We start from the raw sequence: 22632 nt of genomic DNA, 5'->3' as shown, positions 1-22632 counted from the left end.
CAGAGATCTGGTCAAAAGTGTTCTGGTCGTCAGATCCAGGAATGGCGGGCCGGCAGCTTGCCGTTGAGGCGGTAGGCGCCGACCGCGTGGTACTTCCAGCGCACCGGGTCGTGCAGGGTGTGCACCCGTGCGTTGCGCCAGTGGCGGTCGAGGTTGAACTCGGCGAGGGTCGCGCGGCTGCCGGCCAGCTCGAACAGCTTCTCGCTGGCCAGCAGCGATATTTCGGTGGTCAGCACCTTGGCTTCGGCCACGGCGATCGAGGCGCGGGCGGCGGACTCGGCGGTGACCGGCGCGGCATGCACCTGGTCCAGGACTTGCCCGGCCTTGCGCAGCAGCGCTTCGGCGGCGTGCAGTTCGATCTTCAGCCTGCCGATGTCGGCGATGACGTAAAGGTCATCGCTGGCGCGCTCGACCTTGGCCTCGATCCACGGACGGGCGCGGGTCTTGACGAAGTCGATGGCGTCGTCGAGGGCGCCGCGGGCGATGCCGGCGTCGATCGCGGCCTGGATCAGCTGCGACACCGCACCTTGGGTGTTGGGCTTCTCGTTGATCTTCCAGTTGTCCACCACCAGGCCAGCCTCGACCCGCACGTTGTTCAACAGGATCGTGCCGCTGGCGGTGGTGCGCTGGCCGAAGCCCGACCAGTCGTCGACGATGCGCAGGCCCGGCGTGCCGCGCCGAACGAAAGCCAGCACCTGCCGGCCGTCATCGTTGAGCGCCTTGACCGCGACCCAGTGGGCGAAGAGGGCGCCGGTGGAATAGAACTTCTGGCCGTTGATGACGAAATCGTCGCCGTCGGCGGTGATCCGCGCCTTCAGCTCCAGGGTGTCCTTGGTGCCGCGCTCGGGGCCTGCGTTGCCGATGCGCCAGCCTTCGAGCACGCTCTGGAACAGCTGGCGCTTCTGCGCCTCGGTGGCGCAGCCGAGCACCAGGTTGAGGATGCCGAACTGGTTTTGCGGGATCTGCCCCAGCGCCGGGTCGGCGGCGGAGATGATCGCGAACACTTCGGCCAGGGTGACGAAGGACACCTGCGGCCCACCGTATTCGCGGGGGATGGCGATGCTGCCCAGGCCGCTGCGGGTGAACTGTTCGATCTGCGCCCACGGCAGCTTGCGCTGGCGGTCGCGCCGGGCGGCGTCCACACGGGCGGCCTCGGCCAGTTCATGGGCGGCCTCGATGGCCTGGGCGTCGTTGCGCAGGATCTGCGCGGGCAACAACAACGGGGCGGTGTCCAGATCGGTCTGAACGTTTGCGTCTGCCAGACTGGACATCAGTGCCACTCCTTGGCTGCACGCAATGCCCTGGCGATCCGCACTGGGGTGATTGGGTTCCGGACCATGCTACCTACCTCACATCTCAAAAAATCGCCGCGAAATGCGGCGAACGAAAGAATGTCCGGTGGTCCGGTTCATATACCCTAAACGTGTATAAATATTTTATGAACTAACTTTTAGAAATATGCATAGAAGGGGCCATGGCCTGTCCGGTTAACAGGCTGCCGCCGATCCTCAGCATGCGCGGCGGCGCCCAGCGCGAGTTGTTGCCGACCCGGTCGAGGATGCAGTAGGTCACTTCCAGGCGCAGATCCTCGCCGGCTTCGAGAATCACCGACGGCGGTATCCACACCTGGACCGGCCGTCCGACGCCCTCGGTCGCGACGGGCGGCAGGTCCATCCGCACATCGCCCCAGCGCACCGTGATCGCGTCGCCCTCGGCCATGTTCAGGTAGGGCTGGATGGTCAGCGGCACACCGCGCTTGACCTGCCCCGGGTTCACCCCCTGACGGCAGATGGTGCCGGGCAGCACGGCTTGCGCCAGGTGCTGGTTCTCGTCGTTGCACAACGGCGGCGGCTGCCCGCCGGGACAGTCCAGCTTCACCTGCGCCGACGCGCTGGCCGACAGCGCCGGGCTGCGCCCCACCTGCATGATGCGGTAGTGGGCATGGGCCGGGCCGTTGACCACGAAGCTTTCCGGCACCCGCAGCCTGACCGGTTCGCCGACACAGGCGTCCGTGAGCACATGGGAGGCGACGTAGCAGTCGTTCCAGAACAGTTCGATCAGGTCGCCGGCATCCATCCCGGGATACGGGGCGACTTCGACCAGCAAATGGGCGGCGGCGGCCAAACCGATGCCGCCGTGGCGGGCCGACGTCAGGTTCGGCGCGGCCATTTCGGGGATGTGCGAAGCGAAGGGCATGGGGTTCTCTCCTTGAGACCTTGCAGCGAAGTCCGTTTCTGAAAGTTCGGGCGGTTTGAATGCTCAGGTCATGAAACAGTGTCGGGTTGATCGATGTTTATGTCGCCTTGATGAAGTAACGGGCAACGGTGGCGACTAGATAAAAGTTCGCCGAAAGAGCTGTCAATAGAGGCAATCGGTGATTTTAAAAATTGCGGACTAATCAGAAAGCTCCTACATCAACAGCGCAATTTGCCTGGCCTGCGGAGTGAATTCGGCCACAGGACAGGGCTATTTTGGCGGTTTCAGCGCATGTCTGGCCATGCACCTGTATGGAGGGTGTTTAGCGGATGCCGGGCACGGAATATCTGTTGCAGAACATATATATGTGCCGCATCGGAACAAGTTGATTGCTGTAGGGAGAAAGGAGAGAGAGCGAAACTTCCGTCCATGGAAGTTTGCGGTTGTTGCGGATCGGTGAGGTCAGCCGTTGTTTCTGAACTTGCTGAGGAACTGTCGTGTGCGTTCTTCCTTCGGATCGGCGAACAGGGCCTTGGCCTCACCTTGCTCGACGATCACGCCCTTGTCGAAGAACACCACACGGTTGGCCACGTCACGGGCGAACGCCATTTCGTGGGTGACGATGACCATTGTGCGTTTCTCCTCGGCGAGGCCGCGGATGGTCGCCAGCACTTCGCCCACCAGTTCCGGGTCCAGGGCCGAGGTCGGCTCGTCGAACAGGATCACTTCCGGCTCCATCGCCAGCGCCCGGGCGATCGCCACGCGCTGTTGCTGGCCACCGGACAGGCGCCGCGGATAGGCGTCTTCCTTGCCCGCCAGGCCGACCTTGGCCAGCAGCTTGCGGCCCAGGGCGATGGCATCGGCGCGGGGCGTCTTCTTGACCACGGTCGGGCCTTCGATGACGTTCTCCAGGGCGGTGCGGTGAGGGAACAGGTTGAAGTTCTGGAACACGAAGCCCACGTGCTGGCGCAGGTTGCGCACCAGGCCTTGCTGCTGGTTCAGCGGGCGACCGGTATCGATCTCGATGTCGCCGACCTTGATCCGGCCGCTGGTGGGTTGCTCAAGGAAGTTCAGGCAGCGCAGGAACGTGGTCTTGCCCGAGCCGCTGGGACCGATGATCGCCACGACCTCGCCTTCCTTCACCTTAAGGTCGATGCCGTTGAGCACGGTCTGACCCTTGAACTGCTTTGTCAGTTTTTCCACGACAATCATGGGGTCAGGACTCCTGGTCGTGCCGATTGACCCGCTCTTCCAACTTGTTCTGCAGGTGCGACAGCACCGTGGCCAGAACCCAGTAGATCAGCGCGGCGGCAAGATACATGGTGAACACTTCGAAGGTGCGGGCGGTGATCAGCTGCGCCTGGCGGAACAGCTCCGGCACCTGGATGGTGGCGGCCAGCGCGGTGTCCTTGACCAGCGAAATGAAGCTGTTGCCCAGCGGCGGCAATGCCGTGCGCATCGCCTGCGGCAGGATGGCCCGGCGCAGGGTCTGCGCGCGGGTCATGCCGATGCTGGCCGCCGCTTCCCACTGGCCGCGCTCGATCGAGCCGATGGCGGCACGCAGGATCTCGCAGGCGTAGGCGGCCATGTTCAGCGAGAAGCCGATCAGGGCCGCCGGCAGCGGATCCAGTTCCACACCCAGTTGCGGCAAGCCGTAATAGATCACGAACAGCTGCACCAGCAACGGCGTGCCGCGAAAGAACGACACGTAGATGCGGGCCAGCCAGCTGACCGACTTGAAGCGCGACAGGCGCATCAGTGCCAGGCCGAAGCCCAGCAGCAGACCGAAGAACATGCCGCCCAGGCTAAGGATGACCGTGTAGTACGCGCCCTTGAGCAGGAAGGGCGCGGAGTCCAGCGCGAGTTGGAAAGCTGCTTCCATTATTTCGTGACGTCAGCGTTGAAGTACTTTTCCGAGAGCTTCTGCAGCGTGCCGTCGGCGCGCAGTTCGTCGAGGGCCTTGTTCACCGCCGTCAGCAGTTCCGGCTCGCCCTTGCGCAGCGCGATGCCCGATTCCTGACGGGAGAACGCCTGGCCTGCGGCCACGGTCTTCGGTGCCTTCTTGGCGTATTCCAGAGCAGCCAGACGGTCGATCAGGATGGCGTCGGTGCGGCCGTTGTTCAGGTCGGCGAACTTGGTCGGATCATCGTCGTAGGTGCGCACGTCGGCGCCCGGCACGTTGGCCCGCACCCATTGCTCGTAGTTGGTGCCCAGGCCCACGCCGACCTTCTTGCCGGACAGGTCGGCGGCGGTCTTGATGTTCAGCGCCGCTTCCTTGTCCTTCAGCACCAGCGCCTGGATCCCGGACACGGTGTAGGGCTCGGAGAAGTCGTATTTCTTCTTGCGCTCGTCGGAGATGGTTACCTGGTTGACCACGACGTCCAGACGCTTGGATTCCAGGGCCGCGAGGATGCCGTCCCACTTGGTCGGCTGGATCTTGGCCTTCACGCCCAGCTTTTTCGCCAGGGCTTCGGAGAGTTCGACCTCGAAGCCGGCCAGCTTGCCGTCGGGATCGACGAAGGAGAACGGTGGGTAGGTGCCTTCCAGGCCGACGTTGATGACGCCTTTGTCCTTGATCTGCTTCAGTTGCTCACCGGCGGCTGCGTGGCCGATCAGGCCGGCGCTCAGCGCCAGGCCCAGCGAACCCACCAGCAGGTTGCGACGTAGTGCGGAAAAATTCATGACATGCCCCTGTGTTTTCTTATGGAAGACGCTTAAGGAAAGTTGGCGAATCCGGGAATTGGACGACTGCGCTATCGTGCCCTAAAGCAGCTTATGCGTCTCCCGCGAAATTCGCCTGCGGGGAGACTATATGATTGCTCGCTTAGAATTGAAAATAATGGTTTTTATTTTTGTTATTTCAAATTCGAATATATGCGCAGCCTGCTGCGGCGAGGGATCCGGTTCCCTCGCCGCGGGCCTTACAGGAAGTCCTTATAGGCGAACAGCGCCGGCGCGCCGCCGGTGTGCAGGAAGATCACCGGGCCGTCGTCGAAGCGCCCGCGGCCGATGCCGTCGAGCAAGCCGGCCATGGCCTTGCCGGTGTAGACCGGGTCGAGCAGCACGCCTTCCTGGCTGGCCAAAAGCTTCACCGCCGCCAGGGTGCCGGCGTTCGGTTCGCCGTAGCGCGGGCCGAAGTACTCGTCCCACAGGCGCACCTTGAAACTGTCCGGCAGCGCCACGCCCAGCAGGTCGGCGGTACGTTCGGCCAGGCCCTGCACTTTCGGGCGCTGGTCCTCTTCGCTGCGCGAGACGGTCACGCCGATCACCGGCAGCGCCGGCAATGCTTCGTTCAAGGCCAGGGCCAGGCCGCTGTGGGTGCCGGCGCTGCCGGAGGCCAGCACCACGGCGGCGAAGTCGAGGCCGGTGTCCTTGATCTGTTCGGCCAGTTCCAGGCCGGCCCGCACGTAACCCAACGCGCCGAGGGCGTTGGAGCCGCCGATGGGCACCAGGTACGGCTTCTTGCCGTTGCTGCGCAGGCGCACGGCGAGGGCCGCCAGTTGCTCGTCGGCGTTGTCGAGGTTGTCGACCAGCTCGACCTTGGCGTCGAACAGGTCCAGCAACAGGCGGTTGCCGTTGCCGGTGTAGTCGCCGTCGTCGGTGCCCAGCGGGTTCTCCAGCAGCGCCACGCAGCCCAGGCCCAGCTTGGCGGCGATCGCGGCGGTCTGGCGCACGTGGTTCGATTGCAGGGCGCCGGCGGTGATCAAGGTGTCGGCGCCCTGGGCGAGGGCGTCGGCGGCGAGGTATTCGAGCTTGCGCAGTTTGTTGCCGCCCATGGCCAGCGGGGTCAGGTCGTCGCGCTTGAAGTAGATGTCGCGGCCCAGCCAGGCGGAAAGGCGTTCGAGTTTTTCCAGGGGAGTGGGTTGGCCGAGCAGGTCGAGACGATGGAAGCGGTCCAGCTGTTGTTTGATCATGGGCCTGTACTGGCGGAGGAAGATCACAGGACTATAGGCATGGCGTTTTGGCGGGGCAACCGTCAATCGCTTATAGCCAAACGTGCTTAGGCCAGCACTATCGGTTCTTAATTCGCGCTTGGGGCCATGCCGTAAAGTAGTCGCCGTTGAGGCGGCCCGACAGTCCGGCCGCCGGTGAGGAGTCTTTACCGTGAGCGAGCGTTCCAGCCATTGGCAACTGCAGACCATCGTCAGCCAACTGCGTACCGCGCGGGATCTGTGGCGTACCCAGAACGGCCGGGCCACCGGCGAACAGGGCGGGCGCGAACTGCCCTCCCGCGCAGCGATGGCGGAGATCCTCGAGGCCCTGTGCGGGGCGTTGTTCCCGATGCGGCTGGGGCCTGTGGACCTGCGTGAGGAAAGCGAGGACTTCTATGTCGGCCATACCCTCGACGTCGCCCTGAATGCCTTGCTCGTCCAGGCGCGGCTCGAACTGCGCTACGTCGCCCGCCACAGCGCCCAGGCCGACACCGAGGTCGAGTCCCGCGCGATCCGCATCGTCCAGGACTTCGCCCTGGCCCTGCCGGGCCTGCGCAGCCTGCTCGACACCGACGTGCTGGCGGCCTACCACGGCGATCCGGCGGCGCGCAGCGTCGACGAGGTGCTGCTGTGCTACCCGGGCATCCTGGCGGTGATCCACCATCGCCTGGCCCATCACCTGTACCGCGCGGGCCTGCCGCTGCTGGCGCGGATCAGCTCGGAGATCGCTCACTCGGCCACCGGCATCGACATCCACCCCGGCGCGCAGATCGGCCCGAGCTTCTTCATCGACCACGGCACCGGCGTGGTGATCGGCGAAACCGCGATCATCGGCGAGCGGGTGCGGATCTACCAGGCGGTGACCCTGGGCGCCAAGCGCTTCCCGGCGGACGAGGACGGCCAACTGCAGAAGGGCCATCCGCGCCACCCGATCGTCGAGGACGACGTGGTGATCTACGCCGGGGCGACCATCCTGGGGCGCATCACCATCGGCCAGGGCTCGACCATCGGCGGCAACGTGTGGCTGACCCGCAGCGTACCGGCCGGCAGCAACCTGACCCAGGCCAACCTGCAGCACGACGACGGGACGCAGAAGTGACGGCGCACTCCGCTTGAAGGCCCTGCGGCGCCTTGACCGGCGCCGTCGCGGGCCCGTCGAACGGACTCAGGCCGGCCCGGATAGTGGCACCCGGCCAATTCGCCACTGAACGAATCCCTCCGAACCTGCGTCATAACCCTCCTTGAGCCCGCAGGGGCGAGCGACCGCTCGGCCTTGCGATTAGTCCTTAGCGTGCTATCCATGTTTAACTTGAACGTTCATTCAAGTTAAACCGGCAGTCCGCTGCCCGCTCACAACAGGAGGCTTGCCTTTGCTGAGTCCGATCATTTCAGCCATGTTCCACCCCTTCGAGGTGCACCGTCCATGAGTGCATCGTCCACCCCCGCCAGCGCCCAGGTGCGCATGAACCCGCCGGTGTTCTGGTTCGCCGCGACGGTCATCCTGCTGTTCGGCCTCGTCGTGATTTCCCTGCCGGAGGCGGCCGGCGCCTGGCTGCTGAAGGCCCAGGACTGGGCGGCCAACACGGTCGGCTGGTACTACATGCTGGCGATGACCCTGTATCTGGTCTTCGTGGTGGTCACCGCGCTGTCTGGCTACGGCAAGATCAAGCTCGGTGCCGACCACGACGAACCCGAATTCAGTTACCTGTCCTGGGCCGGCATGCTGTTCGCCGCCGGGATCAGCATCACCCTGTTTTTCTTCTGCGTGTCGGAGCCGTTGACCCACATGCTCCAGCCGCCCCAGGGCGAGGCCGGCACGGCGGACGCCGCGCGCCAGGCGATGCAGATCCTGTTCCTGCACTGGGGCCTGCACGGCTGGGGCGTGTTCGCCTTCGTCGGCATGGCGCTGGCGTACTGCGCGTACCGCCACAACCTGCCGCTGGCGTTGCGCTCGGCGCTCTATCCGCTGATCGGCAAACGCATCAACGGCCCCATCGGCTACGCGGTGGACGGCTTCGGCATCATCGCCACGGTGTTCGGCCTCGGCGCGGACATGGGCTTCGGCGTGCTGCACCTCAACTCCGGCCTGGACTACCTGTTCGGCATCGCCCACACCCAGTGGATCCAGGTCGGCCTGATCGTCCTGATGATGGGCGCGGCGATCACCGTCGCCGTGTCCGGGGTCGACAAGGGCGTGCGGGTGATGTCCGACATCAACATGCTGCTGGCCTGCGCGCTGCTGCTGTTCGTGCTGTTCGCCGGGCCCACCCAGCACCTGCTCAACACCCTGATCCAGAACCTGGGCGATTACCTCGGCGCGCTGCCGACCAAGAGCTTCGACCTCTACGCCTACGACAAGCCCAGCGACTGGCTCGGCGGCTGGACCGTGTTCTACTGGGCCTGGTGGATCGCTTGGTCGCCGTTCGTGGGCCTGTTCATCGCGCGGATCTCCCGGGGCCGCACCATCCGCGAATTCGTCTTCGGCGTGCTGCTGATTCCGTTGGGCTTCACCCTGGCGTGGATGTCGATCTTCGGCAACAGCGCCATCGACCAGGTGCTCAACCACGGCATGGAGGCCCTCGGCCTGTCGGCCATCGACGACCCGTCGATGACCCTCTACCTGCTGCTGGAGACCTACCCGTGGAGCAAGACCGTCATCGCGGTGACGGTGTTCATCAGCTTCGTGTTCTTCGTCACCTCCGCCGACTCCGGCACCGTGGTGCTCTCGACCCTGTCGGCCAAGGGCGGCGGCCCGGACGAGGACGGGCCGAAATGGCTGCGGGTGTTCTGGGGCGCGATGACGGCGCTGATCACCAGCGCGCTGCTGTTCTCCGGCAGCATCGATGCGCTGAAGTCGGCGGTGGTGCTGACCTCACTGCCGTTCTCGTTGATCCTGCTGCTGATGATGTGGGGGCTGCACAAGGCGTTCTACCTGGAGTCGCAGAAGCAGATCGCGCAATTGCATTCGCTGGCGCCGGTGTCCGGTTCGCGGCGCGGCAAGGGTGGCTGGCGGCAGCGCCTGAGCCAGGCGGTGCATTTCCCGTCGCGGGACGAGGTGTACCGGTTCATGGACAGCACCGTGAAGCCGGCCATCGAAGAGGTGACGGCGGTGTTCGTCGAGAAGGGTCTGCATGTGGTCACGCAGCCGGATCCGGCCCACGACAGCGTCAGCCTGGAGATCGGCCACGGCGAACGGCACCCGTTCATCTACCAGGTGCAGATGCGCGGCTATTTCACGCCGTCGTTCGCCCGGGGCGGCATGGGTTCCAAGCAGCTCAACAACCGCCGCTACTACCGCGCCGAAGTGCACTTGAGCGAGGGCAGCCAGGACTACGACCTGGTGGGCTACACCAAGGAGCAGATCATCAACGACATCCTCGACCAGTACGAACGGCACATGCAGTTCCTGCACCTGGTGCGTTGAGCCCGGCGGGCGCCGGGGCGGTCTCAGGCCTCGGCGCTCAGCACCATGAACAGCACCATCGCCGCCACCGGCACGCCGAACACGGCGCTGCCGACCATCAGTTCGGTGCTCAGCGTCTGCTTGCCGTGCACCATGCCGACCGCGCCGTTGATCACCGTCAGCGCCAGCCACAGGGCGGCGAAGCCGTAGGCCAGGGTCTGGCGGGAAAAGCCGATGCGTTCGCCGATGTACAGCATCAGCGCCAGCAGGATCAGGCCGAAGGTGATGATGATGGTGGTGTGCATGAGAGGCTGCCTGTCGGTGTCGTTTCGCCTGGGCGGATCCCATCGCCAGCCAGCCGGCGACGGGGCCGCTGCGGGCCTGTTCAGAGCATAGTCAAACCAGCCCGCCGTTGGCCCGCAGGATCTGTCCGTTGACCCAGTCCGCCGCCGGGCTCGCCAGGAACGACACCACCCGGGCAATGTCCTCCGGCTGCCCCAGGCGTTCCAGCGGCGGCATCTTCGCGTAGGTCTGGATCTGCTCCTCGCTCTTGCCGTGCAGGAACAGCTCGGTGGCCACCGGCCCCGGCGCCACGGCGTTGACCGTGACGTTGCGCCCGCGCATTTCCTTGGCGAACACCTGGGTCAGCGATTCCACTGCCGCCTTGCTGGCGATGTACACCGCGTAGCCCGGCAGGTTGAGGCCGACGGTGCTGCTGGAGAAGTTGATGATCCGTCCGCCGTCGTTCAGCCGAGCCGCCGCCTCGCGCATCGTGTTGAAGGTGCCGCGGGCGTGGATGTTGAAGGTCTGCTCGAACAACTCGTCGCTGTGCTGGGCCAGCGGCAGCACCTTGAGGATGCCGGCGTTGTTCACCAGCACGTCGACCTTGCCCAGGTGCGCTTCGGTCTCGTCGAACAGGCGCCGCACGTCGGCGGCGTCGGCCACGTCGCCCTGGATGGCCATGGCCCGGTGGCCGGCCTGGCGCAGTTCGACGACAAGCCGGGAAGCTTCGTCGGCGCTGTTGGCGTAATTGACGGCGACGGCGAAACCGTCCTCGGCCAATTGCTTGGCGATCACCGCGCCGATGCCGCGGGAGGCGCCGGTCACGAGGGCGACTTTCGAAGTGTGCTGGGTCATGGCTGTGTTCCTGTGTGCGGGGGAAGTGGGAGTCATTTCACCTGTTTGCCTGTGCTGGATAAATGCCGCAAAGTTGCCTTGACTGTTCAACATCCGCCAACAATCGAAGGCCGGGAGCCCGCCGTGGATCAAGTCAAAGCGATGAAGGCGTTCGTGCGGATCTACGAGCGCAGCAGCTTCACCCAGGCCGCCGCCGACCTGAACCTGCCCCGGGCCACCCTGACCCACACCCTCAACCAGTTCGAAGCCTGGCTCGGCACGCGCCTGCTGGAGCGCAGCACGCGCAAGGTGCGTCCGACCCTGGACGGCGAGGCTTATTACCGGCGTTGCGTGCAGTTGCTTGCGGAGCTGGAGGACGCCGAACTGGCGTTCCGCAGCGTGGTGCCGAAGGGGCGGCTGCGGGTCGATATGCAAGGTACGTTGGCCCGGCATTTCGTGATCCCGGCGTTGCCGCAGTTCATGGCGCGCTACCCGGACATCGAACTGTCGATCAGCGAGGCCGACCGCTTCGTCGACCTGATCGCCGAAGGCGTCGATTGCGTGCTGCGCGCCGGCACCCTCGGCGACTCGACGCTGATCGGCAAGCGCGTGGCCAGCCTGCGGCAGATCACCTGCGCCAGCCCCGCCTACCTGCGCAGGTTCGGCGAGCCCCGCAGCCTGGCCGAGCTGAAAGACCATCGCGCGGTGAACTACGTCTCGCGCAGCACCACCCGGGTGTTTCCCTTCGAATTCATGGTCGACGGCGAACGCACGGAGGTCGCCATCGACGGGGCGGTCTCGGTGTCCGGCGCCGAGATCTACGCGGCCTCCGCCATCGCCGGCCTGGGCCTGATCCAGTGCCCGCACTACCGCATGCAGAGCCAGATCGACCAGGGCCTGATACGGGAAGTCCTGCCCGACACGCCGCCGCCACCGATGCCGGTGTCGGTGCTGTACCCGCACAACCGGCACCTGTCGCCGCGGGTACGGGTGTTCGTGGACTGGTTGAGCGAGGTCTTTGCACAGGTTTCCCGTTAGGCCGAAGGTCTTGAGGCGTTTTGGCTGGCGCCATCGTCAGCAGGTCGACAAGGATCTGTGAAGACGGGGTGGCGGCGTCTTTTCCCTTCCTGATGTGAAACGATTCAGCCATAGGTCGAATCCGAGGTGGGCAGGGGCCCGCTTGGGCGTATGCTGAGCAGCTTCGGTCTGTCAAAGCACCGCTGCACCGGCGGTCGCTGCGCAACCGAGCGGGAGCCAGCTCCCTCGCCACAGGAAATGTCCGACCGACGATGGCTGAAACTTAATCTAGAGAGGATTCGATGACTTACACCGCTGCCGAAAACCGCTACGACACCCTCCCTTACCGCCGCGTGGGCCGCAGCGGCCTGGTGTTGCCGGCGCTGTCCCTGGGCCTGTGGCACAACTTCGGCGACAGCACGCCGATCGACACCCAGCGTGCCTTGCTGCGCACGGCGTTCGACCTGGGGATCAACCACTTCGACCTGGCCAACAACTACGGCCCGCCCTACGGCAGCGCTGAGATCAACTTCGGCCGCCTGCTGCGCGAAGACTTCAAGGGCTACCGCGACGAGCTGATCATCTCCAGCAAGGCCGGTTGGGACATGTGGCCGGGCCCTTACGGCCAGGGCGGCGGTTCGCGCAAGTACGTGCTGGCCAGCCTCGACCAGAGCCTGCAACGGCTGGGCGTGGACTACGTGGACATCTTCTATTCCCACCGCTTCGATCCGGACACCCCGCTGGAGGAGACCGCCGGCGCCCTCGCCACCGCCGTGCAGCAGGGCAAGGCGCTGTACGTCGGCATCTCTTCGTATTCCGGGGTGAAGACCCGCGAAATCGCCGCGCTGCTCAAGGAGTGGAAAGTGCCGCTGCTGATCCACCAGCCGGCCTACAACCTGCTCAACCGCTGGGTGGAAAAGGACCTGCTCGACACCACCGACGAGCTCGGCACCGGGGTGATCGCCTTCACCCCGCTGGCGCAGGGCCTGTTGACCGACAAGTACCTCAATGGCGTGCCGGCCGATGCGCGGGTCAACCGTCCGGGCGGCGGTTCGCTGCAGGCGTCGCACCTGTCCGAGGCCAACATCACCCATGTGCGGGCGCTGAACGAGATCGCCAAGCGTCGTGGCCAGAGCCTGGCGCAACTGGCGCTGGCCTGGACGCTGCGCGATCCGCGGGTGACCTCGGCGCTGATCGGCGCGAGCCGGCCGGAGCAGATCATCGAGAACGTCGGGGCGCTGAAGAACCTGAGCTTCAGCGCTGAAGAGCTGGCTGAAATCGATCGGTTCGCCCAGGAGGGCGGGATCAATCTGTGGGAGAAGCCGTCGACGGCCGAGTAAGCGTCAGGCGCCGGATCCTGCGGCGCCTGTCACACCGTCATCGCCAGCAGGCTGGCGATGGGGCCGGAACCGGCGACGCAGCCGTCAGCGAAAGAACGGCACATCCCCCAACACCGTCGCCCGCTGCATCACCCGCCGGGCGGGGCGGTAGTCGTCCACTGCGTAATGCTGGGTCACGCGGTTGTCCCAGAACGCGATGTCGTCCTTCTGCCAGCGCCAGCGGATGGTGAATTCCGGCCGGGTGGCGTGGGCGAACAGGAACTTGAGGATCGCCTCGCTTTCGGTCTCCGACAGTTCATTGATCTTCGAGGTGAAGCCTTCGTTGACGAACAGCGAGCGGCGCCCGCTCACCGGGTGGGTGCGGATCACCGGGTGCGACAGCGGCGGGTTCTTGCGCCGTGCCTCTTCCCACTGCGCCAGCGCTTCGGGCGTGTTGCCGTAGCGCTCCAGCGGAAACGAGCGGGTGAAGTCATGGGTGGCGGTCAGCCCTTCGAGCAGGGCCTTCACCGGCGCCGACAGCGCTTCATAGGCCGCGATGCCGCTGGCCCACAGGGTGTCGCCGCCGTACTCCGGCAGGAGCTTGGCGCTGAGCACCGCGCCCATCGCCGGGGTCGGCAGGAAGGTCACGTCGGTGTGCCAGATTGCGTTGTCGCGCACGTCGGTGACGGCGGTGTCGAGGATCAGCACTTCGGGCTGTTCCGGCACGTTGGGGTAGATCGGGTGGATGTGCAGGTCGCCGAAGTACGCGGCGAAGCGCGCCTGCTGCGCAGGCTCGATGGGCTGGTTGCGGAAGAACAGCACCTGGTGCTTGAGCAGCGCCTGGCCGATGGCGTCGCGCTGCTCCTGGCTCAATGGCTGGCTGATGTCGACGCCGCTGATCTGCGCGCCGAGGGCCGGGCTTAAGGGAACGATGTTCAGGTCGCTCATGGTGTTCTCATCAATATTCGGTGGAGGGCTGTTCAAGCGGTGGGAGCGACTGTCTGCGGTGCCCGGGCTGGCGCCATCGCCAGCAGGCCGGCTCCCGCAAGGGAAAAAGTCAGTGGGCCTGGCCGTGCCACGGCACCAGTCTGCGCTGCAGGGCGCGCAGGCCCATTTCCATGGCGAAGGCGATCAGGGCGATGACCAGGATCCCCAGCACCACCACGTCGGTCACCAGGAACTGCGCCGCCGACTGCACCATGAAACCCAGCCCGCTGGTGGCGGCGATCAGTTCGGCGGCGACCAGGGTCGACCAGCCAACGCCAAGGCCGATGCGGATGCCGGTGAGGATGTCCGGCAGGGCGCTGGGCAGGATCACATGGCGGATCAGTTGCCCGCGGGTGGCGCCCAACGACTGGGCGGCCCGCAGCTTGGCCGGGTCGACCGTGCGCACGCCGGTGGCGGTGGCGATCGCGATCGGCGCGAAGATCGCCAGGTAGATCAGCAGCACTTTCGACACCTCGCCGATGCCGCACCAGATCACGATCAGCGGCAGGTAGGCGAGCGGCGGGATCGGCCGGTAGAACTCGATCAGCGGATCGAGCACGCCGCGGGCGATGCGGTTGGCGCCGATGGCGATGCCCACCGGCACGGCGGTCAGGATGGCGAAGCCCAGACCCAGGCCGATGCGGCTCAGGCTGGCGCCCAGGTGCTGCCACAGGGTCGAGTCCATGTAGCCGCTGGTGGCCAGCAACCAGCCCTTTTGCAGTACGGCGGCGGGCGGCGGCAGGAACAGCGGTTCGATCAGGCCGGTGGCGGTCACCGCCCACCAGGCCAGCAGCAGGGCGAACAGGGTCAGCACACTGATCCAGCGGGTGCTCAGGCTGCGCCGCACCGCAATGGACGTCGAGGGTTTGGAAGGTTTCACCGTGGCGGCGGAAACGTCGTAGCTGCTCATGCGCGCTCCTGTAGCCGGACGGCGTTGCGTTGGGAGAACACTTTGCCGAGCACGTGTTCGCGGGTTTCGATGAAGCGCGGGTCGGACTTGATCGACCGCGCCGGTTCGCCGGCGGCGTAGCGCTGGCCGAAGTCCAGGTGCAGGCGTTCGACGATCTGCCCGGGGTTGGGCGCCAGCAGGATCAGGTCGGTGGCGAGGAACACTGCCTCTTCGATGTCGTGGGTGATCAGGAACACCGGTTTGGCGGTGCGTTGCCAGACTTGCAGCAGCAGTTCCTGCATCTGTTCGCGGGTGAAGGCGTCGAGGGCGCCGAAGGGTTCGTCCATCAGCAGCACGCGCGGATCGGCGGCCAGGGCGCGGGCCAGGCCGACACGCTGCTTCTGGCCGCCGGAGAGTTGCCAGACGCGGCGGCTCTCGAAACCGGCCAGGTCCACCAGCGCGAGCATTTCCCGGGCGCGCCGCTCGCGCTTGTCCCGGGGCACGCCGGCCAGTTCGAGCCCGAAGGCCACATTGGCCAGCACGTCCTGCCAGGGCAGCAGGGCGTCGTCCTGGAACACCACGCCGCGTTCGGCGCCCGGCCCCTTGACCGGCACGCCGTCGAGGGTGATGCGCCCGGCGCTGGGGTCGACGAAACCGGCGATCAGGTTCAACAGCGAAGTCTTGCCGCTGCCGGACGGGCCGAGGGCCACCAGCAGTTGCCGGGGGCCGAGGGTCAGGGAAATATCCGACAGCACCGGTTCCGGGCTGCCGGGGTACTGTGCGCTGATGCGCTCCAGCGAAAGCAAGGCCATCGCGGTCGACTCCCGATCAGTTGGTGATGTACTGGGCGCTGACGTACGGCGCGTAGTCCGGCAGCACGGCCTCGACCTTGCCTTGCTCCTTGAGGAACACGGCGGTGTCGGTGATGGCCTTGGTGGTCGGCGCGCCGAGGTCGTTGACCTGATCCGCCGCCAGCGGGTAGACGTTGCCTTGCAGCAGCAGCGGAATGTCGCTGGCCTTGGCGCCGGACAGCTTCACCAGCTTGTCGACGTTGCTCGTGTCGGCGAGCCAGGCTTTCGGGTCCTTGCGGTAGTCGGCGTAGGCGTCGAGGGTGACCTTGGCGAACGCGGTGACGATCTCCGGATGCTTCTGCGCGAAGTCCTTGCGCACGATCCACGCATCGAAGGTCGGCGCGCCGAACTTGGCCAGCTCGCCGGAGGTGATCAGCACCTTGCCGTTTTCCTTGGCCACGCCCAGGGCAGGATCCCAGACGTAGGTGGCGTCGATGTCACCGCGTTTCCACGCGGCGATGATCGCCGGTGGCGCGAGGTTGAGCACGGTGACTTTCGACGGGTCGATGTTCCAATGCTTCAGGGCGGCCAGCAGGCTGTAGTGGCCGGTGGAAACGAACGGCACGGCGATTTTCTTGCCCACCAGGTCCTGCGGTGTCTTGATGCCGGCGCCGTCGCGGGCGACCAGCGCTTCGGCGGCGCCGATCTGGGTGGCGATGAGGAATGTCTCCACCGGCACCTTGCGGGTGACCGCCGCGGTCAGCGGGCTTGAGCCGAGGTAGCCGATCTGCACGTCGCCGGAGGCGATGGCGGCGATGATGTCGGCGCCGTTGTCGAACTTGCGCCAGCTGATGTCGGCCTTGGTGGCCTTCTCGTAGGCGCCGTCGGCCTGGGCGACTTTCGCCGGGTCGACGGTGGTCTGGTAGGCGACGGTGAGGTCGGCGGCCTGGGCCAGGAAGCTTGCGGCGGCCAGGGTGGCCACCGCCAGCAGGCGAAGCGGGACATTCAGTTTCATGGGAGAGCTCCTTGTCAGGCCACCGGTCGTCGGCGTGAAAGGAGACTAAATGATCTAAGAATCTAAAAATAAATAACTTTTTAGAATTAACTTATGAGCGGAAAAATCTAAAGGGCCGCCAGGATTCCGCCACCGCGAGCAGGTGCGGCGGCATCACCGCCGTCACCTGTGGGAGCGAGCCTGCTCGCGACAGAATCCGCAGGATCCTCGCAGGCTAGTTGCTGATCGCCAGGATGCTCGCCTGGTAGGCCCCGACGAACACGTCGAAATCGCCGACCTCGTTCTGTTCCAGCTCCGCCTGCTGCTCCAGCGACGAGTGCGCCAGCGCTTCGAACCGGGCCTGCTCCTCGGCGGCAAGGGGCTCGCTGCGGAAGAAATCGGCATGGGCCTGGCTCTGGCGCAGGGAGAACTGCGCGAAGCTTTCCTTGTGCGCGGCCATCGCCGCCAGCACCTGGGCCGACGGCGTCAGCGACGGGTCGCTGACCTTGGCCCGCTGCGCGTCCAGCGCCTTGCCGTGGGCATCGCTGCCCTGGCTGCGGTCCAGCAGGGCCGCCAGCGGCGCGATGTGCTCCAGCAGTTCGCTCGCCCATTGCTTCATGTCCACCGGCTGTCCGTCACGCTGCAGCTGCAGGCCGGGACGGCGGCCTTCCTTGACCACGCTGAGGAAGTTCGACGTGGCGTTGCCGCAGCTGGTGCTGGTCAGCAGCGGGCTGTCGTTGAGCGCGCAGTACAGCAGGAACGCGTCGAGGAAACGCGCCTCGGTGACGTCGATGCCCATCGGCAGGAACGGGTTGATGTCCAGGCAGCGCACTTCGACGTACTGGATCCCGCGGGCCATCAGCGCCTGGATCGGCCGTTCGCCGGTGTAGGTCACGCGTTTGGGGCGGATGTTGGAGTAGTACTCGTTTTCGATCTGCAGGATGTTGGTGTTCAGCTGCACCCACTCGCCGTCCTGGTGCGTGCCGATCTCGACGTACGGCGCATACGGCGTGGCGACGGCCTTGCGCAGGCTGTCGGTGTAGCTGGACAGATCGTTGTAGCACGGCGTCAGGCCGGCCTGGGCATTGCTCTGGTAACCCAGGTCGCTCATGCGCAGGCTGGTGGCGTAGGGCAGGTACAGGGTGTCCGGATCGAGCTGTTCGAGCTGGTGCGGGCGGCCGCGCAGGAAGCCTGCGTCCAGCGCAGGCGAGGCGCCGAACAGGTACATCAGCAGCCAGCTGTAGCGGCGGAAATTGCGGATCAGGGCGATGTAGGACGCGGACTGGAAGTCGCGGTCGCTGCCTTCGAAGCCCTCGGTCTGCTTGAGCAGCGGCCAGAGCCCTTCCGGCAGGGAGAAGTTGTAGTGGATCCCGGCAATGCACTGCATGGTCTTGCCGTAGCGCAGCGCCAGGCCCTGACGGTAGACGTACTTGAGCCGACCGATGTTGGAGGTGCCGTAGTACGCGATCGGGATGTCTTCTTCGGCCGGCAGCGGGCACGGCATCGACGGGCTCCACAGGTACTCGTTGCCGAGCTTGCTGTAGGCGAAGCGGTGGATGCGCTCCAGGCTGGCCAGGGTGTCGGCCGGGTCGGGCAGGGCAGGCGTGATGAACTCCAGCAGCGACTCGGAATAGTCGGTGGTGATCTGTTCGTTGGTCAGCGCGGAACCCAGGGCCTCGGGATGCGGCGTCTGCGCCAGGCGGCCCTCGCCGGTCACGCGCAGGCATTCACGTTCGATGCCGTGCAGGCACTGCTCGAGCAGGGAGAGGTTGGCGCGCTCGCCGAGCAGGGCCAGGCGGCGGTTGAGAAGTTCGCTCAATTTGGATTCCTTCACGCGTCAGTCGCCCCAATATGGGGGTGGGCAGGACGGTCTACAAGGGTGAAGTTGAAACTGGCGTTTTCGCCTGGTTTTGGAGCGGCAGGCCGTTTGCCGGTCAGTCAAGAACTGCACATTCCCCGTGGGAGCGAGCCTGCTCGCGAAGGCGGTGTGTCAGCCAGCACTTTCGTTGCTGATGCACCCTCTTCGCGAGCAGGCTCGCTCCCACAGGTTTCGTTGCGCCGAAATTAACCCAAATCGGTGACGGCTAGCTACAGGACAGCGAACGTGCCTTGCGCTTTTGCGACCAGCTTGTCGCCCTGCATCACGTCGGCCTCGACCACCAGCGTGCGCCGGCCCGGGTGGATCACCCGGGCCGTGCACAGCACCTCGCCGTCGGACACGGCGCGGATGTAGTTGATCTTGCACTCGATGGTCGCGCTCTGCTGGTCGAAGCCGTGGGTGCTGGAGCAAGCCAGCCCCATGGCGATGTCGACCAGGCTGAACAGCGCGCCGCCGTGCAGCTTGCCGCCACGGTTGCGCAGCGGCGGCTCCAGCGCCAGGGCGACTTGCGCCACCCCGGTCTCCAGGCTGTGCAGACGGCAGCCCAACAGCTTGAAGAACGCGCTCTCGACGAGCCCGGCGGGAATGTCCATCACTTCTTCTTCAACTGCTTGGCGTTGGCGAACAGGGACGCCATGGCGTTGTTGGCCGGTGCGGCGGTGGCGGTTTCCTTGCGCGGCGCGTTGTTCGAACCCTGGCGCGGCGCCGAGCCCGGACGCGAGCCGCGGGCGCCGTCGATCTTCTCGCCCGGCGTGTCGCTCATGCGCATCGACAGGCCGACGCGTTTGCGCGGGATGTCGACTTCCATGACCTTGACCTTCACCACGTCGCCGGCCTTCACCGCCTCGCGCGGATCCTTGATGAACTTCTCCGACAGGGCCGAGATGTGCACCAGGCCGTCCTGGTGCACGCCGATGTCGACGAACGCACCGAACGCCGTGACGTTGGTCACCACGCCTTCGAGGATCATCCCCGGCTGCAGGTCCTTGAGGTCTTCGACGCCTTCCTGGAACTCGGCGGTCTTGAACTCCGGACGCGGGTCGCGGCCCGGCTTGTCCAGTTCCTGGAGGATGTCGGTGACGGTCGGCAGGCCGAAGGTCTCGTCGGTGAATTTCTTCGGGTCCAGGCGCTTGAGGAACCCGGTGTCGCCGATCAGCGAGCGGATGTCGCGGTCGGTCTCGGCGGCGATGCGCTTGACCAGCGGATAGGCTTCCGGGTGCACGGCCGATGCGTCCAGCGGGTTGTCGCCGTTCATCACGCGCAGGAAGCCGGCGGCCTGTTCGAAGGTTTTCTCGCCCAGGCGCGCGACTTTCTTCAGCGCGGCGCGGGTCTTGAACGCGCCGTGCTCGTCACGGTGGGCGACGATGTTCTGCGCCAGGGTGGCGTTGAGGCCGGAGATCCGCGCCAGCAGGGCCACGGACGCGGTGTTCACGTCCACGCCCACGGCGTTCACGCAGTCCTCGACCACGGCGTCCAGGCTGCGCGCCAGCTTCAGCTGCGACACGTCGTGCTGGTACTGGCCGACGCCGATGGATTTCGGATCGATCTTCACCAGCTCCGCCAGAGGATCCTGCAGGCGGCGGGCGATGGACACCGCGCCGCGGATCGACACGTCCAGATCCGGGAATTCCTTCGCGGCCAGTTCCGAGGCCGAGTACACCGACGCGCCGGCCTCGGACACCATGACCTTGGTCATCTTCATGGCCGGGTATTTCTTGATCAGCTCGATGGCCAGCTTGTCGGTCTCACGGCTGGCGGTGCCGTTGCCGATGGCGATCAGGTCGACCGAGTGCTTGGCACACAGGGCCGCCAGGATGGCCAGGGTCTGGTCCCACTTGTTGTGCGGCACGTGCGGGTAGACCGTGGCGTGATCCAGCAGCTTGCCGGTGGCATCGACCACCGCGACCTTGCAGCCGGTGCGCAGGCCCGGGTCCAGGCCCAGGGTCGCGCGCGGGCCGGCCGGGGCGGCCAGCAGCAGGTCGTGCAGGTTGTGGGCGAATACGTTGATCGCCTCGGTCTCGGCGCCGTCGCGCAGTTCGCCGAGCAGGTCGGTCTCAAGGTGAGTGTAGAGCTTGACCTTCCAGGTCCAGCGCACCACCTCGCCCAGCCATTTGTCCGCGGGGCGGTTCTGGTTCTGGATGCCGACGTGCTGGCCGATCATGCCTTCGCACGGGTGCAGGGTGCCCGGCAGTTCCTCGCCGACCTTCAGGGCCGAGCTGAGGATGCCTTCGTTGCGGCCGCGGAAGATCGCCAGGGCGCGGTGCGACGGCATGCTCTTGAGCGGTTCGTCGTGTTCGAAGTAGTCGCGGAACTTGGCGCCTTCCTCTTCCTTGCCGGCGATCACGCGGGCGCTGATCGTGGCTTCCTGCTTGAGGAAGGATCGCAGTTTCTCCAGCAGGCCCGCGTCTTCGGCGAAGCGTTCCATGAGGATGTACTTGGCGCCCTCCAGGGCGGCCTTGGCGTCGGCCACGCCTTTGTCGGCGTCGATGAAGCGGGCGGCTTCGGCTTCCGGCGCCAGCGACGGGTCGTTGAACAGGCCGTCGGCCAGTTCGCCGAGGCCGGCTTCCAGGGCGATCTGGCCCTTGGTGCGGCGCTTCTGCTTGTACGGCAGGTACAGGTCTTCGAGGCGGGTCTTGGTGTCGGCGAGCTTGATGTCGCGTTCGAGTGCGGGGGTGAGCTTGCCCTGCTCCTGGATGCTGGCGAGGATGCTGACGCGCCGTTCGTCGAGTTCGCGCAGGTAGCGCAGGCGCTCTTCCAGATGACGCAGCTGGGTGTCATCGAGGCTGCCGGTCACTTCTTTCCGGTATCGGGCGATGAAGGGAACGGTAGAGCCTTCATCGAGTAGCGCGACGGCCGCTTCGACCTGTTGCGGGCGTACGCCGAGTTCCTCGGCGATGCGGCTGTTGATGCTGTCCATAAAACCACCTGACAAATTGTGAAAGCAGGTCCGCAGGCGCGAAGGATGAAGGCCCGGAACCTGGTTGTGCGGCCTGGCGCTTGCCGCTGCCTGGGCCAAGGGAGCAGACCATTGACCCGTGAAACCGAACGATTACTGCGGTGGACATGAAAAATAGGGCTTGGCCACCAACGGTAACGATTCAGACGTTGCCTGGCACAAAAGGCCGCGCATTATAACCGGCGTTCTGTCATTCGGGGGCGTCGGGCCGTGTAGGCACAAGCCCCGGTTTTCTGGCAGTGAAGGAAAAATCTGCTAACAATGCACACGGTGCGTATAACGGCAGCTACGCCATAATGCGCGCCGAGCTAAAAGGAGCATCCAATGAGCAGCACTGCACAAACTGCTGAAGGCGAAAAAATTCTCATCGTTGACGACGATCCGGGGCTGAGCAGCCTGCTGGAGCGCTTTTTCGTCAGCAAGGGCTACCGTGCCCGTGCCGTACCGAACACCGAGCAGATGGACCGTCTGCTGTCCCGCGAAGTGTTCAACCTGGTCGTCCTCGACCTGATGCTGCCAGGCGAAGACGGCTTGACCGCATGCCGCCGCCTGCGGGCCGCGAACAATCAGATTCCGATCATCATGCTCACCGCCAAGGGCGACGAGCTGAGCCGCATCAAGGGCCTGGAACTGGGCGCCGACGATTACCTGGCCAAGCCGTTCAACCCCGACGAGCTGATGGCCCGCGTCAAGGCCGTGCTGCGCCGTCAGGCTCCGGCCGTGCCGGGCGCACCGGGCAGCGAAGACGAAAACGTCACCTTCGGCGATTACGTGCTGTCCCTGGCCACCCGCGAACTCAAGCGCGGTGACGAAGTGCACATGCTGACCACCGGCGAATTCGCGGTGCTCAAGGCACTGGTGATGAACGCCCGCCAGCCGCTGACCCGCGACAAGCTGATGAACCTGGCCCGTGGCCGGGAATGGGATGCGCTGGAGCGCTCCATCGACGTGCAGATTTCCCGTCTGCGCCGGATGATCGAACCCGATCCGTCCAAACCGCGCTACATCCAGACCGTCTGGGGCGTGGGCTATGTGTTCGTGCCGGACGGCAACTCCACCAAGTGACCGGTGATCTGCAGTAGCGGGTCTGGCGGATGTTCGCCGGCAGACTCGCCCTCCGCAATGTGCGAGCATGGCTCGCTCCTGCAAGCGT

20 protein-coding genes are annotated in these 22632 nt (G+C 65.6%); 5 read left to right on the top strand and 15 right to left on the bottom strand.

Annotated elements, in window-relative coordinates; genetic code table 11:
* Window positions 1-29: 29 nt before the first annotated feature.
* From CAG31_RS13955 to CAG31_RS13930, 6 genes are all read right to left on the bottom strand, one after another.
* Window positions 30-1271 carry an SfnB family sulfur acquisition oxidoreductase gene (locus tag CAG31_RS13955; protein ID WP_085582006.1) on the bottom strand — a complete coding sequence of 414 codons (1242 nt, stop codon included), beginning with the start codon at window positions 1269-1271 and terminating at the stop codon, window positions 30-32.
* Window positions 1272-1443: 172 nt separating this feature from the next.
* The gene (locus tag CAG31_RS13950) at window positions 1444-2196 is read right to left on the bottom strand and encodes a hypothetical protein (protein WP_085582004.1); all 753 of its coding nucleotides are present in this window, start codon (window positions 2194-2196) and stop codon (window positions 1444-1446) included.
* A gap of 462 nt (window positions 2197-2658) precedes the next feature.
* Window positions 2659-3408 (bottom strand): L-cystine ABC transporter ATP-binding protein TcyN, encoded by a 750-nt coding sequence (tcyN, locus tag CAG31_RS13945; protein ID WP_085582002.1) that lies wholly within the window; start codon window positions 3406-3408, stop codon window positions 2659-2661.
* Between the two features lie 4 nt (window positions 3409-3412).
* On the bottom strand, window positions 3413-4078 hold the full coding sequence (gene tcyL, locus CAG31_RS13940) for a cystine ABC transporter permease (RefSeq protein ID WP_085582000.1): 666 nt from the start codon (window positions 4076-4078) through the stop codon (window positions 3413-3415).
* Window positions 4078-4878 (bottom strand): cystine ABC transporter substrate-binding protein, encoded by an 801-nt coding sequence (tcyJ, locus tag CAG31_RS13935; protein WP_085581998.1) that lies wholly within the window; start codon window positions 4876-4878, stop codon window positions 4078-4080. The genes tcyL and tcyJ overlap by 1 nt, the downstream gene beginning before the upstream one ends.
* A gap of 239 nt (window positions 4879-5117) precedes the next feature.
* Window positions 5118-6110, bottom strand: a complete 993-nt coding sequence (locus CAG31_RS13930; RefSeq protein ID WP_085581996.1) for a D-cysteine desulfhydrase — start codon at window positions 6108-6110, stop codon at window positions 5118-5120.
* Window positions 6111-6300: 190 nt separating this feature from the next.
* On the opposite strand from CAG31_RS13930, the gene epsC reads away from it, so the two are divergent.
* Together epsC and betT are read left to right on the top strand one after the other, a co-directional pair.
* Entirely contained in the window at window positions 6301-7227 is a 927-nt protein-coding gene (gene epsC, locus CAG31_RS13925) for a serine O-acetyltransferase EpsC (protein ID WP_085581994.1), read from the top strand.
* 324 nt (window positions 7228-7551) lie between these two features.
* The gene (gene betT, locus CAG31_RS13920; protein ID WP_085581992.1) at window positions 7552-9552 is read left to right on the top strand and encodes a choline transporter BetT; all 2001 of its coding nucleotides are present in this window, start codon (window positions 7552-7554) and stop codon (window positions 9550-9552) included.
* A 23-nt stretch (window positions 9553-9575) separates the two neighbouring features.
* On the opposite strand, the gene CAG31_RS13915 is transcribed toward betT, so the two are convergent.
* Both CAG31_RS13915 and CAG31_RS13910 read right to left on the bottom strand, forming a co-directional pair.
* Entirely contained in the window at window positions 9576-9836 is a 261-nt protein-coding gene (locus CAG31_RS13915; RefSeq protein ID WP_085581990.1) for a hypothetical protein, read from the bottom strand.
* Between the two features lie 91 nt (window positions 9837-9927).
* Window positions 9928-10668 (bottom strand): SDR family oxidoreductase, encoded by a 741-nt coding sequence (locus tag CAG31_RS13910; protein ID WP_085581988.1) that lies wholly within the window; start codon window positions 10666-10668, stop codon window positions 9928-9930.
* Between the two features lie 123 nt (window positions 10669-10791).
* Here CAG31_RS13910 and CAG31_RS13905 point away from each other — a divergent pair, with 123 nt between their 5' ends.
* A complete protein-coding gene (locus tag CAG31_RS13905; protein ID WP_085581986.1) occupies window positions 10792-11685 on the top strand; it encodes a LysR family transcriptional regulator in 894 nt (297 codons plus the stop codon).
* A gap of 281 nt (window positions 11686-11966) precedes the next feature.
* Window positions 11967-13004, top strand: coding sequence for an L-glyceraldehyde 3-phosphate reductase (mgrA, locus tag CAG31_RS13900; protein ID WP_085581984.1), 1038 nt, complete (start codon window positions 11967-11969; stop codon window positions 13002-13004).
* Between the two features lie 84 nt (window positions 13005-13088).
* Here mgrA and tauD read toward each other — a convergent pair whose 3' ends face one another.
* The 7 genes from tauD to CAG31_RS13865 form a co-directional block, all read right to left on the bottom strand.
* Entirely contained in the window at window positions 13089-13931 is an 843-nt protein-coding gene (gene tauD, locus CAG31_RS13895) for a taurine dioxygenase (RefSeq protein ID WP_085581982.1), read from the bottom strand.
* A gap of 109 nt (window positions 13932-14040) precedes the next feature.
* Complete coding sequence (gene tauC, locus CAG31_RS13890; RefSeq protein WP_085581980.1) at window positions 14041-14880, bottom strand: taurine ABC transporter permease TauC; 840 nt, start codon at window positions 14878-14880, stop codon at window positions 14041-14043.
* Window positions 14877-15671 (bottom strand): taurine ABC transporter ATP-binding subunit, encoded by a 795-nt coding sequence (gene tauB, locus CAG31_RS13885; protein ID WP_085581978.1) that lies wholly within the window; start codon window positions 15669-15671, stop codon window positions 14877-14879. The genes tauC and tauB overlap by 4 nt, the downstream gene beginning before the upstream one ends.
* A 16-nt stretch (window positions 15672-15687) precedes the next feature.
* Window positions 15688-16665: a taurine ABC transporter substrate-binding protein gene (gene tauA / locus CAG31_RS13880; protein WP_085581976.1), complete on the bottom strand. Its 978-nt coding sequence runs from the start codon at window positions 16663-16665 to the stop codon at window positions 15688-15690.
* Window positions 16666-16879: 214 nt separating this feature from the next.
* Window positions 16880-18463: a glutamate--cysteine ligase gene (gene gshA / locus CAG31_RS13875; RefSeq protein WP_085581974.1), complete on the bottom strand. Its 1584-nt coding sequence runs from the start codon at window positions 18461-18463 to the stop codon at window positions 16880-16882.
* 269 nt (window positions 18464-18732) lie between these two features.
* Window positions 18733-19116, bottom strand: coding sequence for a PaaI family thioesterase (locus CAG31_RS13870; RefSeq protein ID WP_085581972.1), 384 nt, complete (start codon window positions 19114-19116; stop codon window positions 18733-18735).
* Window positions 19116-21440 carry a Tex family protein gene (locus CAG31_RS13865; RefSeq protein WP_085581970.1) on the bottom strand — a complete coding sequence of 775 codons (2325 nt, stop codon included), beginning with the start codon at window positions 21438-21440 and terminating at the stop codon, window positions 19116-19118. Before CAG31_RS13865 ends, CAG31_RS13870 begins: the two co-directional genes overlap by 1 nt.
* Window positions 21441-21803: 363 nt before the next feature.
* On the opposite strand from CAG31_RS13865, the gene ompR reads away from it, so the two are divergent.
* Window positions 21804-22544 (top strand): two-component system response regulator OmpR, encoded by a 741-nt coding sequence (gene ompR, locus CAG31_RS13860; protein ID WP_085581968.1) that lies wholly within the window; start codon window positions 21804-21806, stop codon window positions 22542-22544.
* Window positions 22545-22632 lie beyond the last annotated feature (88 nt).

Origin of the sequence: Pseudomonas sp. R25(2017), assembly GCF_002112565.1 — a bacterium.
GTDB classification, from domain to species: Bacteria; Pseudomonadota; Gammaproteobacteria; order Pseudomonadales; family Pseudomonadaceae; genus Aquipseudomonas; species Aquipseudomonas ekonensis.
Note: the sequence above shows the minus strand (reverse complement) of the source record. Positions and strands in the feature narration are given on the sequence as shown.

Excerpts from the sequence above, each read along its gene's own strand:
- CAG31_RS13955 (WP_085582006.1), bottom strand. The coding sequence starts at position 1,271 with ATGTCCAGTCTGGCAGACGCAAACGTTCAGACCGATCTGGACACCGCC.
- CAG31_RS13950 (WP_085582004.1), bottom strand. The coding sequence starts at position 2,196 with ATGCCCTTCGCTTCGCACATCCCCGAAATGGCCGCGCCGAACCTGACG.
- tcyN (WP_085582002.1), bottom strand. The coding sequence starts at position 3,408 with ATGATTGTCGTGGAAAAACTGACAAAGCAGTTCAAGGGTCAGACCGTG.
- tcyL (WP_085582000.1), bottom strand. The coding sequence starts at position 4,078 with ATGGAAGCAGCTTTCCAACTCGCGCTGGACTCCGCGCCCTTCCTGCTC.
- tcyJ (WP_085581998.1), bottom strand. The coding sequence starts at position 4,878 with ATGAATTTTTCCGCACTACGTCGCAACCTGCTGGTGGGTTCGCTGGGC.
- CAG31_RS13930 (WP_085581996.1), bottom strand. The coding sequence starts at position 6,110 with ATGATCAAACAACAGCTGGACCGCTTCCATCGTCTCGACCTGCTCGGC.
- betT (WP_085581992.1), top strand. The coding sequence starts at position 7,552 with ATGAGTGCATCGTCCACCCCCGCCAGCGCCCAGGTGCGCATGAACCCG.
- CAG31_RS13915 (WP_085581990.1), bottom strand. The coding sequence starts at position 9,836 with ATGCACACCACCATCATCATCACCTTCGGCCTGATCCTGCTGGCGCTG.
- CAG31_RS13910 (WP_085581988.1), bottom strand. The coding sequence starts at position 10,668 with ATGACCCAGCACACTTCGAAAGTCGCCCTCGTGACCGGCGCCTCCCGC.
- mgrA (WP_085581984.1), top strand. The coding sequence starts at position 11,967 with ATGACTTACACCGCTGCCGAAAACCGCTACGACACCCTCCCTTACCGC.
- tauD (WP_085581982.1), bottom strand. The coding sequence starts at position 13,931 with ATGAGCGACCTGAACATCGTTCCCTTAAGCCCGGCCCTCGGCGCGCAG.
- tauC (WP_085581980.1), bottom strand. The coding sequence starts at position 14,880 with ATGAGCAGCTACGACGTTTCCGCCGCCACGGTGAAACCTTCCAAACCC.
- tauB (WP_085581978.1), bottom strand. The coding sequence starts at position 15,671 with ATGGCCTTGCTTTCGCTGGAGCGCATCAGCGCACAGTACCCCGGCAGC.
- tauA (WP_085581976.1), bottom strand. The coding sequence starts at position 16,665 with ATGAAACTGAATGTCCCGCTTCGCCTGCTGGCGGTGGCCACCCTGGCC.
- CAG31_RS13870 (WP_085581972.1), bottom strand. The coding sequence starts at position 19,116 with ATGGACATTCCCGCCGGGCTCGTCGAGAGCGCGTTCTTCAAGCTGTTG.
- CAG31_RS13865 (WP_085581970.1), bottom strand. The coding sequence starts at position 21,440 with ATGGACAGCATCAACAGCCGCATCGCCGAGGAACTCGGCGTACGCCCG.
- ompR (WP_085581968.1), top strand. The coding sequence starts at position 21,804 with ATGAGCAGCACTGCACAAACTGCTGAAGGCGAAAAAATTCTCATCGTT.